This window comes from Mycobacterium sp. ENV421 (genome assembly GCF_002887815.1).
GTDB lineage: Bacteria > Actinomycetota > Actinomycetes > Mycobacteriales > Mycobacteriaceae > Mycobacterium.
This window is the reverse complement of sequence record NZ_PDHO01000003.1, coordinates 123,446-140,590: the sequence shown is the minus strand read 5'-3', so window position 1 is coordinate 140,590 and position 17,145 is coordinate 123,446. Positions and strand designations below refer to the sequence as shown.

Annotated in this window: 13 protein-coding genes; 6 read left to right on the top strand and 7 right to left on the bottom strand. The window is 66.7% G+C overall.

Annotation, left to right across the window (positions count from 1 at the left end; genetic code table 11):
* Nucleotides 1–20: 20 nt before the first annotated feature.
* Together CRM90_RS04995 and CRM90_RS04990 are read right to left on the bottom strand one after the other, a co-directional pair.
* Nucleotides 21–440: a DoxX family protein gene (locus tag CRM90_RS04995; protein WP_102805897.1), complete on the bottom strand. Its 420-nt coding sequence runs from the start codon at nt 438–440 to the stop codon at nt 21–23.
* 34 nt (nt 441–474) lie between these two features.
* Nucleotides 475–912 carry a MarR family winged helix-turn-helix transcriptional regulator gene (locus CRM90_RS04990; RefSeq protein ID WP_102805896.1) on the bottom strand — a complete coding sequence of 146 codons (438 nt, stop codon included), beginning with the start codon at nt 910–912 and terminating at the stop codon, nt 475–477.
* Between the two features lie 190 nt (nt 913–1,102).
* On the opposite strand from CRM90_RS04990, the gene CRM90_RS04985 reads away from it, so the two are divergent.
* Together CRM90_RS04985 and CRM90_RS04980 are read left to right on the top strand one after the other, a co-directional pair.
* Nucleotides 1,103–3,136: a toprim domain-containing protein gene (locus CRM90_RS04985; protein WP_102805895.1), complete on the top strand. Its 2,034-nt coding sequence runs from the start codon at nt 1,103–1,105 to the stop codon at nt 3,134–3,136.
* 9 nt (nt 3,137–3,145) lie between these two features.
* Complete coding sequence (locus tag CRM90_RS04980) at nt 3,146–5,290, top strand: DNA gyrase subunit A (protein ID WP_102805894.1); 2,145 nt, start codon at nt 3,146–3,148, stop codon at nt 5,288–5,290.
* Here the strand turns inward: CRM90_RS04980 and glpK (CRM90_RS04975) are convergent, their stop codons facing one another.
* Together glpK (CRM90_RS04975) and CRM90_RS04970 are read right to left on the bottom strand one after the other, a co-directional pair.
* A complete protein-coding gene (glpK, locus tag CRM90_RS04975) occupies nt 5,291–6,787 on the bottom strand; it encodes a glycerol kinase GlpK (protein ID WP_102805893.1) in 1,497 nt (498 codons plus the stop codon).
* Nucleotides 6,784–7,545: an IclR family transcriptional regulator gene (locus tag CRM90_RS04970; protein ID WP_102805892.1), complete on the bottom strand. Its 762-nt coding sequence runs from the start codon at nt 7,543–7,545 to the stop codon at nt 6,784–6,786. The genes glpK (CRM90_RS04975) and CRM90_RS04970 overlap by 4 nt, the downstream gene beginning before the upstream one ends.
* A gap of 170 nt (nt 7,546–7,715) precedes the next feature.
* On the opposite strand from CRM90_RS04970, the gene CRM90_RS04965 reads away from it, so the two are divergent.
* From CRM90_RS04965 to CRM90_RS04950, 4 genes are all read left to right on the top strand, one after another.
* Entirely contained in the window at nt 7,716–8,549 is an 834-nt protein-coding gene (locus tag CRM90_RS04965; protein ID WP_102805891.1) for an MIP/aquaporin family protein, read from the top strand.
* Between the two features lie 51 nt (nt 8,550–8,600).
* The gene (gene glpK / locus CRM90_RS04960) at nt 8,601–10,118 is read left to right on the top strand and encodes a glycerol kinase GlpK (protein ID WP_102805890.1); all 1,518 of its coding nucleotides are present in this window, start codon (nt 8,601–8,603) and stop codon (nt 10,116–10,118) included.
* A 44-nt stretch (nt 10,119–10,162) separates the two neighbouring features.
* Nucleotides 10,163–11,884 carry a glycerol-3-phosphate dehydrogenase/oxidase gene (locus CRM90_RS04955; RefSeq protein WP_102805889.1) on the top strand — a complete coding sequence of 574 codons (1,722 nt, stop codon included), beginning with the start codon at nt 10,163–10,165 and terminating at the stop codon, nt 11,882–11,884.
* A gap of 216 nt (nt 11,885–12,100) precedes the next feature.
* Entirely contained in the window at nt 12,101–12,595 is a 495-nt protein-coding gene (locus CRM90_RS04950) for a TspO/MBR family protein (protein WP_102805888.1), read from the top strand.
* Here CRM90_RS04950 and CRM90_RS04945 read toward each other — a convergent pair.
* Genes CRM90_RS04945 through CRM90_RS04935 form a run of 3 tightly spaced genes read right to left on the bottom strand, consistent with a single transcriptional unit; the run spans nt 12,568 to nt 17,111 of the window.
* Nucleotides 12,568–15,006 carry a PEP/pyruvate-binding domain-containing protein gene (locus tag CRM90_RS04945; protein ID WP_102805887.1) on the bottom strand — a complete coding sequence of 813 codons (2,439 nt, stop codon included), beginning with the start codon at nt 15,004–15,006 and terminating at the stop codon, nt 12,568–12,570. The genes CRM90_RS04950 and CRM90_RS04945 overlap by 28 nt on opposite strands.
* A 3-nt stretch (nt 15,007–15,009) precedes the next feature.
* Nucleotides 15,010–15,987, bottom strand: a complete 978-nt coding sequence (locus CRM90_RS04940) for a TIGR03617 family F420-dependent LLM class oxidoreductase (RefSeq protein ID WP_102805886.1) — start codon at nt 15,985–15,987, stop codon at nt 15,010–15,012.
* Entirely contained in the window at nt 15,984–17,111 is a 1,128-nt protein-coding gene (locus CRM90_RS04935) for an Rv3169 family protein (protein ID WP_102805885.1), read from the bottom strand. The genes CRM90_RS04940 and CRM90_RS04935 overlap by 4 nt, the downstream gene beginning before the upstream one ends.
* Nucleotides 17,112–17,145: the final 34 nt, after the last annotated feature.

The window sequence follows — 17,145 nt, the reverse complement described above, 5'->3', positions numbered from 1 at the left end:
CTGCCCCGGCAGCCGCGGCGTCACCGCTTGGCGCGCGGGATTCCCGTCGCCCACAGCGCCCACGCGACGAGAACCGGTTGGAACAGCAGCCTCACGAAGCGACTGGTGTCACTGTTGAGACCGAAGCCGTCTGCGTGGTTGACGTACTGCGCGATGTTGCCCGGGAAGATCAGGATGAAGAACGCCGCCAGCAGCCTGCCCACCAGCACCCGGTCCCGGTTCAGTAGGGCCAGGCCCACGCCCAGCGTGATCTCGACGCCACCAGATGCCATGACGACGCCGTCGGCGTCCATCGGCACCCACCGGGGAACCTGAGCCTGGAATTCCTCACGGGCCCAGAACAAGTGGCTGAATCCGGCGAAGATCATCGCGCCCGCGAGAACGAAGCGGGCGATCGTCCGCGCACGGGTGGTCGGCGGGGGCGGAGGCAGTTCGGACATGGGTCAGCCTTTCGTCGGATTCGGTTCGGAGAGATCAGTTGCTGGCGCGGGCGTGCAGTTCCGCGGTGATCAGGTGCAGTGCTTCGCGCAGCGCCGCGAGATCCGCGGCGGCCGAATCGTCGGAGCCCAACAGCCGGTCCGGAATACACGCCGCCCGCTCTTCCAGGGCGCGCCCCTTGGCCGTGAGGGTGATGTCGACACGCCGCTCGTCGGTCGCGCTGCGCTGCCGGAGCACGAAGCCGGCCGCCTCGAGACGTTTGAGCAGGGGCGACAGGGTGCCCGAATCGAGATGGAGCCGGTCGCCGAGGTGGCTCACTGTGCACGGCTCCTCTTCCCAGAGCACCAGCAGCACCAGGTACTGCGGGTAGGTCAAGTCGAGTTCATCCAGCATGGGACGGTAGGCGGCAGTGACCGCCCGCGACGCCGAGTAGAGCGCGAAGCACAGCTGTTCATCGAGACGCGGACCAGGCATGCGGTCACCATATCGCACGCGATCTAGTTGCACACAACTCACTTATTCGGGCTCCCGCGCCGCCCTGGATACATCCCGTGACCTGCACTGATGTCGCGCTGTAAGCACGGCCACCCTTGCGGCTGCACGAGAAAGTCGGACCGGCCGCTTACGATTCCACCGGCGATGCATTCCAGGGAAAGGGCCAGACGTGAGCTACACCGCCGCTGACATCACCGAGCTCGACGATGTCCAGCACACACGCCTTCGGCCGGCGGTCAACCTCGGTCTGGACGTTCTGAACACCGCCCTGCGGGAGCTGATCGACAACGCGGTGGAAGAGGTGGCTGATCCCAGCCACGGCGGGTCCCGGGTCACCATCACGCTGCACGCCGACGGATCGGTCAGTGTTGCCGACGACGGGCGCGGGTTGCCCGTCGACACCGACCCGACGACCGGTAAGAACGGCATCGTCAAGACGCTGGGCACCGCGCGGGCCGGTGGCAAATTCTCCGCGCACACCGACGCCACCAGCACCGGGGCCGGCCTGAACGGAATCGGTGCGGCCGCTGCCGTCTTCATCTCCGCGCGCACCGACGTCTCGGTACGCCGGGCCGGAAAGACCTACCTGCAGAGCTTCGGCAGGGGCTATCCCGGAGTGTTCGAGGGCACCGAGTTCGACCCGGACGCGCCGTTCACCCGGTCCGACACCCAAAAGCTGCGCGGCACCAGCAACCGGAAGCCCGACGCTCAGGGCACCGAAGTGCGCATCCTGTTCGACTCGACCGTCGTGCCCGATTCCCGCGTCGACATCGGCGAGGTGCTGCTGCGTGCCCATGCGGCGGCGCGGATGTCGCCCGGTGTGCACTTGGTCGTCATCGATGAGGGCTGGCCCGGCGGCGAGATCCCGCCTGCCCTGCTCGCGCCGTTCGACGGTCCCTGGGGTAGCGACACATTGCTCGACCTCATGTGCACCGCCGCCGAGACTCCGGCACCCGCCGTGCGGGCTGTTGTGGAGGGCCGGGGCGAATACACCACCAGCCGTGGCCCGACACCGTTTCGGTGGTCGCTGACGGCGGGCCCTGCCGAGCCGGCGACGGTGGCCGCGTTCTGCAACACCGTGCGCACCCCGGGCGGTGGGTCGCACCTGGCGGCGGCGATGAAGGGAGTGTCCGAGGCCCTCGCCGACCGCGCATCCCGCATTCGTGACCTGGGCCTGGCCAAGGGCGAAGAAGGCCCGGAGGCACAGGATTTCGCGGCAGTCACCGCACTGGCCGTCGACACCCGCGCCCCCGACGTGTCGTGGGACTCCCAAGCCAAGACAGCGGTGTCGTCCCGCTCCCTGAATGTGGCGATGGCCCCGGACGTCGCACGCAGCGTCACCGTCTGGGCGGCCAACCCGGCCAACGGCGACGCAGTGTCGCTGTGGACGAAGCTGGCGCTCGAATTCGCCAGGGCGCGGCGCAGCGCCGAGGGCGCCAAAGCCCGGTCCCGTGCGGCATCGAAAGCCAAGGGACTGGGCACGAATCTGTCGCTACCCCCGAAACTGCTGCCCAGCAGGGAAACCGGGCGCGGCTCCGGCGCGGAGCTGTTCCTGTGCGAGGGCGACTCGGCGCTGGGCACCATCAAAGCCGCTCGGGACGCGACCTTCCAGGCCGCGTTCCCGCTGAAAGGCAAGCCGCCCAACGTCTATGGGTTCGCACTGAGCAAGGCCCGGGCCAAGGATGAGTTCGATTCCATCGAACGCATTCTGGGATGCGGGGTTCGGGACAACTGCGACCCCGAGCAATGCCGCTATGACCGGATTCTGTTCGCCTCCGACGCCGATCCCGACGGCGGCAACATCAACTCGAGCCTGATATCGATGTTCCTCGACTTCTACCGCCCGCTCGTCGAGGCCGGAATGGTCTACGTGACGCTGCCGCCACTGTTCGTGGTCAAGAACGGCGACGAGCGGATCTACTGCCAGGACGAGTCCGAGCGCGACGCGGCTGTCGCGAGATTGAAGGACACCTCCAAGAAGCGGGTGGAGGTGCAGCGCAACAAGGGTCTCGGCGAGATGGACGCCGACGACTTCTGGAACACCGTGCTGGATCCACAGCGGCGCACGGTGATTCGGGTCCATCTCGATGACGACGACAAAAAGTTGCACCATACGTTGTTCGGCGGACCGCCCGAGGGCCGGCGCACGTGGATGGCCGATGTGGCCGCCCGTGTCGACACCTCTGCGCTGGACCTCGACTAGGAGTATCACGTGACCGCCACCCTGGACATTCCAGAACAGAATGCCGACCTGGTGCTCGACCAGAGCGCCGACGAGTACTGGAACCACTACCAGCTCACGTTCGCGCTCTACAGCGTCAGCGACCGCGCGATCCCGTCGGCGTTCGACGGGCTGAAGCCGGGCCAGCGACGGCTGCTCTATCAGATGCACGACTCGAGGCTGCTGCCCGGCAACAAGCCACAGAAGTCCTCGAAGGTCTGCTCGGCGGTCACCGGAAACCTGCACCCCCACGGCGGTGCGTCGATGTACGGTGCCGCGGCGCTGATGGCTGCCGAGTTCCAGCGCGTGAAAGTCATTGATGGACAGGGAGCATTCCCCCGCATCCAGGGTGACATCCCCGCCGCCGACCGCTACACCGAGATGCGCTTGTCGGCTCCAGGAGCGGCGCTGACCGCGGAACTCGACGACCACGCGGTACCGATGGTGGCGACGTTCGACGGCGAGTGGACCGAGCCGACGATGCTGCCCGCCCAGTGGCCGGTGCTGCTGTGCAACGGAGCCGTCGGCATCGCCGAAGGGTGGGCCACCAAGGTGCCCGCGCACAATCCCCGCGAGATCATGGCCGCCTGCCGCGCGTTGTTGAAGACGCCGAACATGACCGACGACAGGTTGGTCAAGCTCATCCCCGGGCCCGACTGGGGATGCGGGGCGACGGTCGTCGGCACCGCCGGGCTGCGGGAGTACATCACCACCGGCCGGGGCGCGTTCACGGTGCGCGGCACGGTGAGCGTCGACGGCAAGAACTGCGTCATCACCGAACTTCCCCCCGGTGTCGCGAGTAACACTGTGCAGGAACGGATCCGGGCCCTGGTCGAGTCGGGCGAGATGTCCGGCGTGGCCGACATGTCGGACCTGACCGACCGTCGCAACGGGTTGCGCATCGTCGTCACCGCCAAGCGCGGCCATAGCGCCGAGGACATCCGCGAACAGCTGCTGGCCCTGACCCCGCTGGAGTCGACATTCGCCGCCAGCCTGGTCGCCCTCGACGAGAACCGGGTGCCGCGCTGGTGGTCGGTGCGCGAGCTGATATCAGCGTTCCTTCATCTGCGTGACTCGGTGGTACTGCACCGCAGCGAGTATCGACTGGAGAAGGTGACCGCACGCCGGCACCTGGTGGCCGGCCTGATGACCATCCACCTGGACATCGACGCCGCGGTCGCGGTCATTCGCGGCTCCGACACCGTCGACGAGGCGCGCCAGGGACTGCAGGAGCGGTTCGGGATCGACGCCGTCCAGGCCGATTACGTTCTGGCACTGCAGCTTCGCCGCCTAACCAAGCTCGACGTCATCGAACTGCGCGCCGAAGCGGAGAAGCTTGACGCCGAGTTCGCGGCGCTGACCGAGCTGGTGTCCAATCCCGACGCGCGCCGGAAGGTCATCGACTCCGAACTCGTCGAGACCGCGAAACTGTTCAAGGGACCGGAGTTCGACCGCCGGACCGTCCTCGACGCGGAGGCCACCCCGGTGACCTCGGCCGCCGACGACGACGGGCCTCGCGAGCGAAAGATGAACGCCGCTTGGCGTTTGGACGATCGAGGGGTGTTCTCCGACAGTCACGGGGAGCTGCTCACCTCCGGCCTCGGCTGGGCGGTGTGGACCGACGGGCGGGTGAAGTTCACCACCGGGAACGGTCTGCCGTACAAGACCCGCGACATTCCGGTGGCACCAGATATCACCGGCCTGCTGTGCTCGGGTGTGCTCCCGTCGGGCTACCACCTGGCGCTGGTGACCCGCCGAGGAAAGGTGCTGCGGATCGACCCGGCCGCGGTGAATCCGCAGGGCGCCGCGGGCAACGGTGTGGCCGGGGTGAAGCTTGCGTCCGGTGACCCGGAGGACACCGTGATCGCCGCGTTGCCGGTGTCGTGCGGCAACGGCGAGGCCATCCTGTCGACGTCGGAGAAGAGTTGGAAAGTAACCGAAGTCGCCGACATCCCGGTGAAGGGTCGAGGCGGAGTCGGCGTCGGGTTCCACCCGTTCGTCAAGGGTGAGAATGCCCTGCTGTCGGCGTCGATCTCGGCGACCGGCTACGTGCGGGGCAAGCGAGCGGTGCGCGCGGAGAACCGCGCTAAGGCGTCGATCAAGGGGTCCGGGACGGACGTGACACCGGCGGACTGATCACGTTTCGGTGGTCAGCGCTCGCGCGACCGCCGAGCGCCACCCGGCGGCCTCGAGTCGGCGGATACGGGCGTCCATGTCCGGGTACCACGCCGCTGCGATGTGCCGATTAGCGCGTAGAGCGGCGCGGTCGGGCCAGTATCCGACCGCGAGCCCGGCCGCATAGGCGGCGCCCAGCGACACGGTCTCGGAGACGAAGGGCCGCATCACCGGCACGTCGAGCACGTCGGCGACGAACTGCATGAGCAGATGGTTGGAGGTCATTCCACCGTCCACCGCCAAGCGCGCCAGTGGAACACCTGAATCGATCGTCATCGCGTTGACCACCTCCCAGGTCTGCCACGCCACTGCCTCCAGTACCGCGCGCGCCAGGTGTCCTCTGGTGATGTACGACGTCAATCCGACGACGATGCCGCGCGCATCGGAATCCCAATGGGGAGAGAAGATTCCGGAGAAAGCAGGCACGATGTAGCAGCCGCCGTTGTCGTCGACGGTACGCGCCAGGGTTTCGATCTGGGGTGCAGTGTTGATGACGCCGAGTGAATCGCGGAACCACTGGACCAACGAGCCGGCCACTGCGATCGGGCCCTCCAGGGCATACATGGGTTCAGCCCCCGGCGCGGAGTAGGCCACCGTCGGCAGCAGCCCGTGCGTGGACCGGACGATGGACGTTCCCACGTTCATCAGCAGAAAGGCTCCGGTGCCGTACGTACATTTGGCGTCGCTGGGTTCGAAACACATCTGCCCGAACAGCGCGGCCTGCTGGTCACCGAGCGCCGCGGCGATGGGCACACCTGGCAGCACGGTCGCGCAGCGGGCATAGACCTCTTCGTTGGAGACGATGGTGGGCATCATGGCCTCCGGGATGTCGAACACCCCAAGCAGCTTCGAACTCCATTGCAGCGTATGGAGATCCATCAACAGGGTTCTGCTGGCGTTGGTGACATCGGTGACGTGGACTCCCACTTTGGGCCCGCCGGTGAGATTCCAGATCAACCACGACTCAAGGGTCCCGAATAGGACGTCGCCCTTGCGCGCCCGTGATTCGAGTCCGCGGATGTTGTCGAGGAGCCATCGCAGCCGGGGCGCGGCGAAATAGGTTGCCGGGTCGAGTTCGGCGATGCGGCGGAATTCCTCGGCGTGCTCGGCGATCTGGTCGACCACGGGGCCGGTCCGGGTGTCCTGCCAGGTGATGGCCGGCGCCACGGGCTTGCCGGTGCGGCGGTCCCAGACCACGGTTGTCTCACGCTGATTGGCGATTCCGAGTGCGACAACGTGGGATTTGTCCAGGCCCGCCGCCGACAGGGCCTCCGGCACGATCCGCCGGACGTTGCGCCACAGCTCGAGGGCATCCTGTTCAGCCCAACCTGGCTGCGGAAAATTCTGCCGTTGCTCACGCTGGGCGATCGAGAGCATCCGTCCGCGCTGATCGAACACCATGCAGCGCGCGGACGTCGTGCCGAGGTCGATCGCCGCGACGACCCGTTGTTCGCTCACCGCGCGAACTCGAGTGCGTGTACCACCGCTGCGGCGGCGTGGCGCAACTCCTCGAGGAGGTCGGGCCGCGGATTACCGTCTCGGGTGAAGAGTTCTTCGGGCGCGCCGTGTAGCGCCAACGCCGCAACGCCTGACCTCCGGCCGTGGACGGGAACGGCGATGTCGGCGAAGTCCGGGTCGTACTCCCCGTCGGCTGTTGCCACCCCGCTGGTCCTGATCTGCGTGACCGCAGCAGCCAGTCGGGCGCGATTGTTTGACGTTCGGCGAGTGAGTCGATCGAGGGTCAGGTTGCGCAAAAGACGTTCCCGCAGTGGCGAATACGCGAGCACCAGCTTGCCGCACCCGGTGGCGTGTAACGGGAGGAGTTCGCCGACGCGCAGGGTCTGGCGCTTGTCATCGGGCCGGAAGACATGATGGACGATCTCGGCTTCTTGGCCGTTGAGCATCGTCATCAAGACCTCGAGCCCGGTTCCCAGCGCCAGAGCGTCGGCCCACGGCATCGCCGCCGAGCGCAGGTCGTTGCCGTCCAGTTCGACGATGTCGTGGGAGAACAGCCGTGGACCCGGCGCATAGTCGCCGGTGTCCGGGTCCTGCTCCAGGTATTCGAGGTCTACCAAGGTGCGCAGAATGCCGTGGGTGGTCGTCTTGGACAAGCCGACGTCCTGAGCGATCTCGCGCAACTGCATCGATCTGTCACTGCGTTCGATCAGGTCGATGATCGCGGTGGCGCGGGCGATGGCCTGGATAGGACCGGGCATGGGTGCTCCTCACTTCTCGGTCGCCTGAGACGAAGGCCACGGCACGCCTCGTTCGACATTGTCGAACAGCGGCGGTTGATGTACGTCACACGCGCTCCTTACGTTCGGAACACGTCACTAATCCAGTGCCCGTTCCCGGGACGTCTCGAACGCTCATAGAGGAGTCAACGATGAAGACGAAGCATCCATTTCTCGGCGAGTTGTCCGGAGAGATGCTCGGTACCGCCATCCTGGTCGTATTCGGCTGCGGCGTCGTCGCACAGGTCGTGGCCGGAGGATTCCCCAAGTCGGTCGGTGCCGGCGACCACAACTCGATCGCGTGGGGGTGGGGACTGGGCGTGACCATGGCCGTCTTCGTCGCCGGGCGCATCAGCGGCGCTCACCTGAATCCTGCGGTCACTGTCGCCCTGACGGTCTTTCGCGGCTTCGAGCGACGAAAAGTGTTGCCCTTCATCGGCGCACAGATGGCGGGTGCCTTCCTGGGCGCGCTGATCGTGCGGTTCGTCTACGCCGACCAGATCGCCGCCGTCGATCCCGGCCACACCCGAGCGACGCAGGGCATCTTCTCCACCTCGCCTGGCGAGGGCGTGTCGATCACGACCGCATTCGCCGATCAGATCGTAGGCACCGCCCTGCTGGTCATGGTGATCTTCGCCGTGACCAGTGCGATCAACAATCCGCCGATGGCCAACATGGGCCCGGTGATCATCGGCCTGCTGGTGGTCGCCATCGGCATGGCGTGGGGCACCAACGCCGGATACGCCATCAACCCGGCACGCGATTTCGGCCCCCGACTGGCCTCCTGGATCAGCGGCTACCAGGACGCGATGTACTCGGCCAACGGTCCCGAGTTGTACTTCTGGCTACCGATCGTCGCCCCCATCATCGGCGGATTGCTGGGCGGGGCGCTGTTCGTCTACGGCATCGAGCGGTTCCTGCCGCCCGACGATGCGCGACCCGACGAGATCGGTGTCTCCGAAGCGACCGCGGTTCCCCACCGCTGAGCCTGCTCGTCATCTTGTTTCCGACCACTACCCCCTCAGGAGAGTAATCCCATGCCCGATTTCGTCGGTTCTGTCGACCAAGGAACCACCAGCACCCGATTCATGGTCTTCGACCACGGCGGCAACGTCATCGCCGCGCATCAACTCGAACACGAGCAGATCCTGCCCCAGGCCGGCTGGGTGGAGCACAATCCGGTCGAGATCTGGGAGCGCACCTCCTCGGTCATCCAGACCGCGCTCGGCAAGGCCGGGCTGGTCAGCAGCGACCTTGCCGCCCTGGGCATCACCAACCAGCGTGAGACGACGGTGGTGTGGAACAAGCGGACCGGTCGGCCGTACTACAACGCCATCGTCTGGCAAGACACCCGCACTGACCGCATCGCCAGTGCGCTGGAGGCAGCGGGCCACGGCGAAACCATCCGGCACAAGGCCGGCCTGCCACCGGCGACCTACTTCTCCGGCGGGAAGATCAAGTGGATTCTCGACAACGTCGACGGCGTGCGGGAGGCCGCCGAGCGCGGGGATGCGCTGTTCGGCAACACCGACAGCTGGCTGCTGTGGCGGCTGACCGGTGGTAGCCACGGTGGTGTCCACGTGACCGACGTGACCAATGCCAGTCGCACCATGCTGATGAACCTGGAAACCCTGGACTGGGACGACGAACTTCTGGCGCTCTTCGGGATTCCGCGTCAGATGCTGCCTGAGATCGTGCCGTCGTCCTCACCCGAGCCGTACGGCATCACCCTGGCCGACGGACCGCTGGGCGGCGAGGTGCCGCTGACCGGCGCGCTCGGCGATCAGCAGGCCGCCACCGTCGGCCAAGTGTGCTTCGCACCCGGTGAGGCCAAGAACACCTACGGCACCGGCAATTTCATGTTGATCAACACCGGCAACGACATCGTGCGCTCCTCAGCGGGCCTGCTGACCACGGTCGCCTACAAGTTCGGGGACACCGAGGCGGTCTACGCGCTGGAAGGCTCGATCGCCGTCACCGGCTCCGCTGTGCAGTGGCTGCGCGACCAGCTCGGAATCATCAGCGGCGCAGCACAATCAGAGGTCTTGGCCCGTCAGGTCGAAGACAACGGCGGGGTGTACTTCGTGCCGGCGTTCTCCGGCCTGTTCGCGCCCCACTGGCGCTCGGATGCCCGCGGCGCGATCGTCGGTCTGTCGCGGTTCAACACCAATGCCCACGTGGCGCGGGCGACGTTGGAGGCGATCTGCTATCAGAGCCGCGACGTCGTCGAGGCGATGGAAGCTGACTCGGGGGTTCATCTCGAGGTGCTCAAGGTCGACGGCGGCATCACCGCCAACAACTTGTGCATGCAGATCCAGGCGGACGTCCTCGGCGTCGACGTGGTCAAGCCGGTGGTGGCCGAGACCACCGCGCTCGGCGCCGCCTACGCGGCGGGTCTGGCGGTCGGCTTCTGGAAGGACACCGACGAGCTGCGCAAGAACTGGCTCGAGGACAAGCGCTGGAATCCGGCCTGGTCCGACGAGCAGCGCCAAGCCGGCCACGCCCAGTGGCGCAAGGCCGTCCAGCGCACGCTCGACTGGGTCGACGTCGGCTGAGCCGGCCTTGCACCGACTCCCTCAACCTCGAAAGGTCAAGTGACATGGACTCATTCCCGTTGTCTCCGCTCAACCGCGAGACCGCGCTCGCCGATATGTCCGAGACGCCGGTGGACATCTTGATCATCGGCGGCGGCGTGGTCGGCGCCGGCGCCGCGCTGGACGCCGCCACGCGGGGCCTTCGGACCGGCTTGGTCGAGGCGCGCGACCTCGCCTCCGGGACGTCCAGCCGCTCCAGCAAGCTGATCCACGGGGGGCTGCGCTATCTGGAGATGCTCGACTTCGGACTGGTCGCCGAGGCGCTCTCCGAGCGTGGGCTGATGCTGGAGAAGTTGGCACCGCACCTGGTGCGGCCGGTCAAGTTCCTCTACCCGCTCAAGCATCGGGCATGGGAGCGGGTCTATCTGGGAGCCGGACTGGCGCTGTATGACGCGATGTCGAAGGCATCCGGGCATGGTGCCGGCGTCCCCCTGCACCGACACCTGACCCGTCGCGGTGCACTGCGGGTTGCGCCGTCGCTGAACAAGGAGGCACTCGTGGGTGCTCTCCAGTATTACGACGCGCAGGTCGACGATGCCCGGCACACGATGACCATCGCCCGCACGGCGGCCGCCTACGGCGCGAGGATCGCGACGCGCACGCGGGTCGTCGACCTGGTGCGCGAGGGAGAGCGGGTCACCGGGGCCCGGGTGGTGGACCTGGAATCCAACCGCCAGTACACGATTCGGGCGCGGCAGGTCATCAACGCGACCGGGGTGTGGACCGACGATACGCAGACATTGGCCAACGAGCGCGGACAGTTCCATGTGCGCTCGAGCAAGGGCATCCACCTCGTGGTCCCGCGCGACCGCATCCGGTCGTCGAGTGGCATCATCCTGCGAACCGATAAGTCGGTCCTGTTCGTCATCCCGTGGGGCCGGCATTGGATCATCGGCACCACGGACACCGACTGGTCGCTGGACAAAGCCCATCCCGCGGCCAGTCAGCGTGACATCCGCTACCTGCTCGACCAGGTGAATTCCGTGCTACGAGTGCCGCTGACCGAAGCCGACGTCGAGGGGGTCTTCGCGGGACTGCGTCCGTTGCTGGCCGGCGAGAGCGCCGATACCTCCGCACTGTCGCGCGAACACGCGGTGGCGCATAGTGTTCCGGGCCTGGTGGTGATAGCGGGCGGCAAGTACACCACGTATCGGGTGATGGCCAAGGACGCGGTCGACGAGGCCGTCCACGGCCTGGGTGAGACCTTCGACCGCAAGATCCCCGGCTGCATCACCGACGACGTACCGCTGCTCGGAGCCGAGGGCTTCCGGGCGATGTGGAACGCGCGGACCCAGCTCGCGGCCGAATCCGGACTGAACGAGTCGCGCATCGCTCGGCTGCTGAATAGGTACGGGTCAATGATCGGCGAAGTGTTGGCCTTGATCCGAGATGATCCGTCACTGGGCGCCCCGCTGCCGGCCGCCGACGACTACCTCCGTGCCGAGGTCGTGTACGGCACCACCCACGAAGGGGCGCTGCACCTCGACGACGTGTTGTGCCGCCGGACCAGGATCTCGATCGAGACCTTCGACCGGGGAACCGAATCCTGCTCGGAGATCGCCGATTTGATGGCGCCGGTGCTGGGTTGGTCTGACGAACAGAAGGCCCGGGAGGTCGCGCACTATCTGGCGCGGGTGGCCGCCGAGCGGGAAAGTCAGTCGATGCCCGACGACGAGACAGCCGATGGTGCGCGGCTCGGGGCCGCCGACATCGTGCCAGTCGGGTGACGACCCGAGCTACCGCCGTGACCGCGGCGGGTGTCAGGAGACCGTTACGTGGACGCGGTTGAACTGCTGTTGGACAACGCCGTGCCCGTTTCGTAGCCTGGCCGGACCTGGGGCACACGGGCCTGGCAGTTCGGCGGAGACGACGTCACAAGATGGCGTATTCGCCGACGGATACCTCATATGGAGCTAGAGCTTTTCCGACAGAAATGGACGCAGATGACCTCGGAGATCCCCGCCACGACGCGCTCGCGGCACATTCTCGCGCTTGTCGTATCGCTCGTCGCTGTCGCCGCGGTAGCCGCCGTGGGCGGGCTTGCCTCTGCTGGTGCCGCGAGCGAGTACGGACGGCTCGAACAACCCGATTGGGCGCCGCCGCCCAACGTCTTCGGACCGGTGTGGACCATCTTGTACGCGCTGATGGCGATCGCCGCCTGGCTCGTGTGGCGGGCCGACCCCCGATTCGGTAACCCGGCGATCATCGCGTACGCCACGCAACTGGTCCTGAATCTGGTCTGGTCACCGTTGTTCTTCGGCCTCGGCTGGCGTGGTGTGGCACTCGTGGACATCCTGCTGCTCGACGTGGTCCTGGCCGCGACCCTTGTGTTGTTCTGGAAGGCCAACCGCACGGCGGCCGCGCTGCTCATCCCGTACTTCGCGTGGAGCCTGTTCGCGACAGCCCTGAACTACTCGGTGTGGTCGCTGAACAGCTGACCAACCTCGGGATCGAGGCCGGCCGCCGCGTCGAGCCGGGTGATCAGCCCCTTGTCGCCGTCCACTCTGACTCGATCACCGGTCTTGAGTACCTGGGTACCGATCAGCGTGTTGACGACGCAGGGTAGCCCGTACTCCCGCGCCACGACCGCGCCATGGGACACCGAACTTCCGATGTCGGTGACCAGTGCCGCGATCACGGTGAAATATGGTGTCCAACCGACGTCGGTGACCGGTGCGACGAGGATCTCGCCACGCTGCACATCACGCGCATCATGGATCGACTTGGCCACGCGGACCGTGCCTTCGGCGATGCCCCGGCTGGCCGGCCGCCCAGTGATTTGATCGTCGGTGAGAGCACCCGCAACCCGCGCGAGGATGGGGGTGGGCCGACCCACCGACACGTCGTCGAATTCCAGCGCCTGTTGGAACGGCAGCGCATCCCGGCGCTGCTGCGCGCGGTGCACGAGGTCGGCGATGTCCTCGTCGCCGACGACCAATGGCAACTCGGCGCGATCGAAGAAGAAGACCAGGTCCGCGTCGGGAAGACGTCCGGAATCGGCCAGCACCTCGCCCAGATGGTGGTATCCGAGCTTGAGGCGGTGGGCCATCAGCGCCATCTTGGACTTGGTCTCCTCGCGCCCGCGGGCACCGCCCTGAGCCAAGCGGGCCAGCAGCCGGACTGTCCGCGACCGGGGTGCATCGATCGGTGTGCGCGTTGACTGCTCGCCGGCGGAACTCCGCGCAGACTGCACCATGACCTGCATCATCGACCCGAGTCCGTCGGCGTCCTCGGCCCACGCGGGATCGCGCATGCACAGTTCGCGGTAACCGCGGTGGCCGTGCCGAATCAGGAACTGCCGCAACGCCGCACCGCCCCGGCCGGCGCCACCACACAGGCCGATCACCGCCTCATCCGGCGGCGCGGCCAGGAACTGCTCGGCGGTCGCCTCGTCGGCGACGATCTCACGCACCACCGCATGCAGTTCGTCGACCATCATGGCGCTCTCGACGTCGGTGGCACCGGCCATCAGACGTGCCGCCTCGGCTTGACCCTCGTGCTCATCGAGACCGTTCTTGACGGCGTTGCGCACCAGATAGCTCTCCAGAATATTCGCACCCACCGCAGCCCGCGATGACGACCGCACGTGAACCAGCGTGACGTAGCAGTACAGTTCGACGCCCGCTTCCAGTTGCCGCAGAACGTGTTTGGCGTCGCGACTGGTCGGAATCGGATACGCGACGATCTGGTCGCCGAGCCGGCGGATAGCCGGACCGGCGGACAACGCATGCGAGGTGAGCCGGATCGTGTTGATCAGTTTGGGGATGAACGGCTTTGGTGGTTTGGCCTTGAGTTCGTCGACCACCCGCCCGCAGATCGACATGGAGAACTGTTCCAGCGAGTTTCCGAGGATGCCCGAACTCAGCGCCGTGCCTTCGGTCATGTTCAAGAACATGTGCCCGTAGAAGTAGCCGACTTGAAGCCACGGCGTGGCGTAGCTGTCCTGCGCCCGCGCCACCACCTGCGTGGTCTGCATGGCGTAGTCGATCGCGTAGCCCGAGACCGACGCGGTGAGCGGACAGAAGGCTCCTGGCATCATCTCGCCGATGTTGCATCGGGTGTAGACGTGGGACGGGCCGGCCACCGGGGTGTCCATCTCGTTGAGGTCCCCGGGCAGTGTGGTGATCGGCCGAGCCTGCAACCATCTCAGTTGCCCAGTGGCGTCGATCGCCCATTCCAGATCCATCGGCCGGCCCCAATGCCGGGATGCGTGCAGCGCACCCGCGCGAATCTGCGCGACTTCCTCGTCGGACAGCACGGGATTCTCTCCGACCTCGCGGACCGCCTGGGTGCCGTCGGTGGTCAGTACCAGATGGTCGGAGATGGCAGATCCGTCGACCAGCGCTTCACCCAACCCGGCGACGGCATCGATCACCATCAGATCCCTGCGGCCGGTCGTCGGGTCCGCGGTGAACACCACTCCGGCCGACCGTGCATCGACCATCTGCTGGACCACAACGTGCATGGTCACCGCGCCGGTGGCGGCGTCGTGGCCGCTATAGGAGGACGCTCGTTCGGAGCCGACCGATGCGGCACATTTGCGGACGGCCGCGGCGAACGCATCCAGCGAATCCACGCCGAGGACGGTGTCGTACTGTCCGGCGAACGACTGCTCGGCGCCGTCCTCTCCGGTGGCCGAGGATCTGACGGCGACCGGGCATCCGCCCGCCGCCTGCATCTGAGCGAAGCGGTCCGTGACCGACTCCGGGAGGGGCAGCAGGGAGGCATGGGCGATGACGAAACCCGTTGGGACGGAGAGCCCGATCCGGGTCAGCTCGGCCAAACCCAAGGCTTTGCCGCCGAACCGGTCGTCAATGATGTCCGCGAACTCGATCGTCGTGGTGTGCACGCGTCAGCCCAGCGCGTCGATGATCTCGGCCAGCGCCTCGGCAGCGATAGGCCCGGGTTGATACAGGCAGATCCGGTCCGAGACACCGTCGACACGATCGCGGATGTGTGCGGCCACCTCAGCAGGCGTGCCACATGCGGCAATCGTGTGGAGCATCTCGTCGTCGATCAAGGTCGCCATCTCCTGCCATCGGCCTTGCTTGGACATGGCATTGAGTTCGGGCTGCAGATCGCCCCAGCCGTGCGCCTCCAGCACCGGGCGGTACGCCGGGGTGGAGCCGTAGAACGACAGGAGCATCCGCGTCGACGTGTGATCCTCGCCCACCGAAACGATGATCTCGGGTACCACCGCGAAGTCGGCGACGTCGCGGCCGGCAGCGGCCAACCCGGCGCGGACGGCCGGCATGGTCTTCTCGTGCAGGAACCGCTTGGACCCGAACGGCATCACCAGCAGACCGTCGGCCACTTCGGCCGTCGCGCGGGTCATCTGCGGGCCGAGCGCGCCGAGATAGATCGGCGGCGGCCCAAAGGGATTCGGGCCGGGATTGAACGTGGGTGTCATCAGGGTGTGGCGGTAGAACTCACCACGGAAGTCGAGGCGCTCACCGGTGTTCCACGCGGTGAAGATCGCCCGCAAGGCACCGACCATCTCCTTGATCCGCGCCACCGGTCGATCGAACTCGGCGCCGTAGCGTTTCTCGATCTGCGCGCGGATCTGAGTGCCGAGGCCGAGGATGAACCGGCCCTCCGAGATCTCCTGCAGGTCGTTCGCCTCATGGGCCAACTGGATCGGATTGCGGGGGAAGGCAATCGCCACGTTCGTCATCAGGTCCAAGCCCTTGACCGTCGATGCCAGGACCAGGGGCGTGAAGACCTCCCGCGGACCCTCGAAGGTGAACACCCCCGACGCTCCGGCTTCGCGTAACACGGCCGCGCGCTCGACGGCATCAGTCGGGCCGAACAGGGCTGTCATCACCTTCACGGCGTCACCGCCTCCTGAACGTCAGTCCAATCGGAGAACCCCGACGGGTGGTGTGGGCCGATGATCGCGTGCTCGAACAGACCCGCGCCCTGCTGTGTGCTGCCGTCGGGCTCGGTGCAGACGGCCCGGCCCACATGGTCGATCAGGCTGAACGGGGCTCGGGCGAGCACCTCGGGGTCGGTCATGTCGTAGGAGACGCGCTCGGCGGACGGGCCACCCTTCCACGTGCCGTGCGCCCAGGTGGAGTCCCCACCGTAGCCGGACCCAAATGCGATGGGCGCGAACAGCTTCGACTCGACATCGAGCTGCAGCCGGCTTCCGGATCGGGTGAGCATCTCGATGTGGGCACCGTAAGGAATGCGGGTGCCGGGCGTGTAGTGGATCGTTGCGCGCACGCCGTCGAGCTGCTCTACCCTGCCGTCGGGCCAGCGCCGGCTGCAGTCGTAGAGGCTGCGATGCCCGTCCGGATCCTCTTGGATGATCAGGAAGATCTGATAGTCGGCGAAGGCCAATGGCAGGTACAGCCACCACATGCCGCCGAATGCGGTGTCCGGTCGGCCGGCGGGTTCGGGCTCGCCGATGGGCCGGATTCCCCAGGACCGGTCGCGGCTGCCCACCGAGGTCGTCGGATCGACACTCAGCCGTTCACCGTCGACGTCGATCCATCCCTCCCAGCTGCCCAGTTGGGCAAACCGGCACGCGTGCAACGTCACTCGTCGCTCCGAGTGCATCTGATGCGGGTGCTCCAGCGCCGCCGGGAACAACCCGCGCCATCTGAGGCCAGCCGAGACACCCTCGGTCTCGGCGACGGTGAGGTGCAGTTCCTGCAGGGGCTCGACGACGTCGAGCCGGTACCCGTTGACGTTCTGGTGGAGACGATCATCGTCGATCGCGTCACTGAACCGGACGGCGGTCTGCGTGTCTCCCCGCCGGATCAGCAGGTAGGCATCCTTGACGCCCAGTCGGGGGTAGTAACCGATCCCGGTCAGCGCCATGAAGCGGCCGTCGCGGTCGAGCACGTTGAAGTAGGAGCGGTCGTAGAAGTTGCGGTCCGAGGTCGCCGGAGCACTCATCGGCACCGGCGCCTGGTGGATCGGGTATTCGTCGAGTGGGCTCAGGATCAACGGGTTCTCCCCTAATAACGATACGATGCGAGCT

Excerpts from the sequence above, each read along its gene's own strand:
- CRM90_RS04970 (WP_102805892.1), bottom strand. The coding sequence starts at position 7,545 with ATGCCCGGTCCTATCCAGGCCATCGCCCGCGCCACCGCGATCATCGAC.
- CRM90_RS04965 (WP_102805891.1), top strand. The coding sequence starts at position 7,716 with ATGAAGACGAAGCATCCATTTCTCGGCGAGTTGTCCGGAGAGATGCTC.
- glpK (WP_102805890.1), top strand. The coding sequence starts at position 8,601 with ATGCCCGATTTCGTCGGTTCTGTCGACCAAGGAACCACCAGCACCCGA.
- CRM90_RS04950 (WP_102805888.1), top strand. The coding sequence starts at position 12,101 with ATGACCTCGGAGATCCCCGCCACGACGCGCTCGCGGCACATTCTCGCG.
- CRM90_RS04955 (WP_102805889.1), top strand. The coding sequence starts at position 10,163 with ATGGACTCATTCCCGTTGTCTCCGCTCAACCGCGAGACCGCGCTCGCC.
- CRM90_RS04990 (WP_102805896.1), bottom strand. The coding sequence starts at position 912 with ATGCCTGGTCCGCGTCTCGATGAACAGCTGTGCTTCGCGCTCTACTCG.
- CRM90_RS04995 (WP_102805897.1), bottom strand. The coding sequence starts at position 440 with ATGTCCGAACTGCCTCCGCCCCCGCCGACCACCCGTGCGCGGACGATC.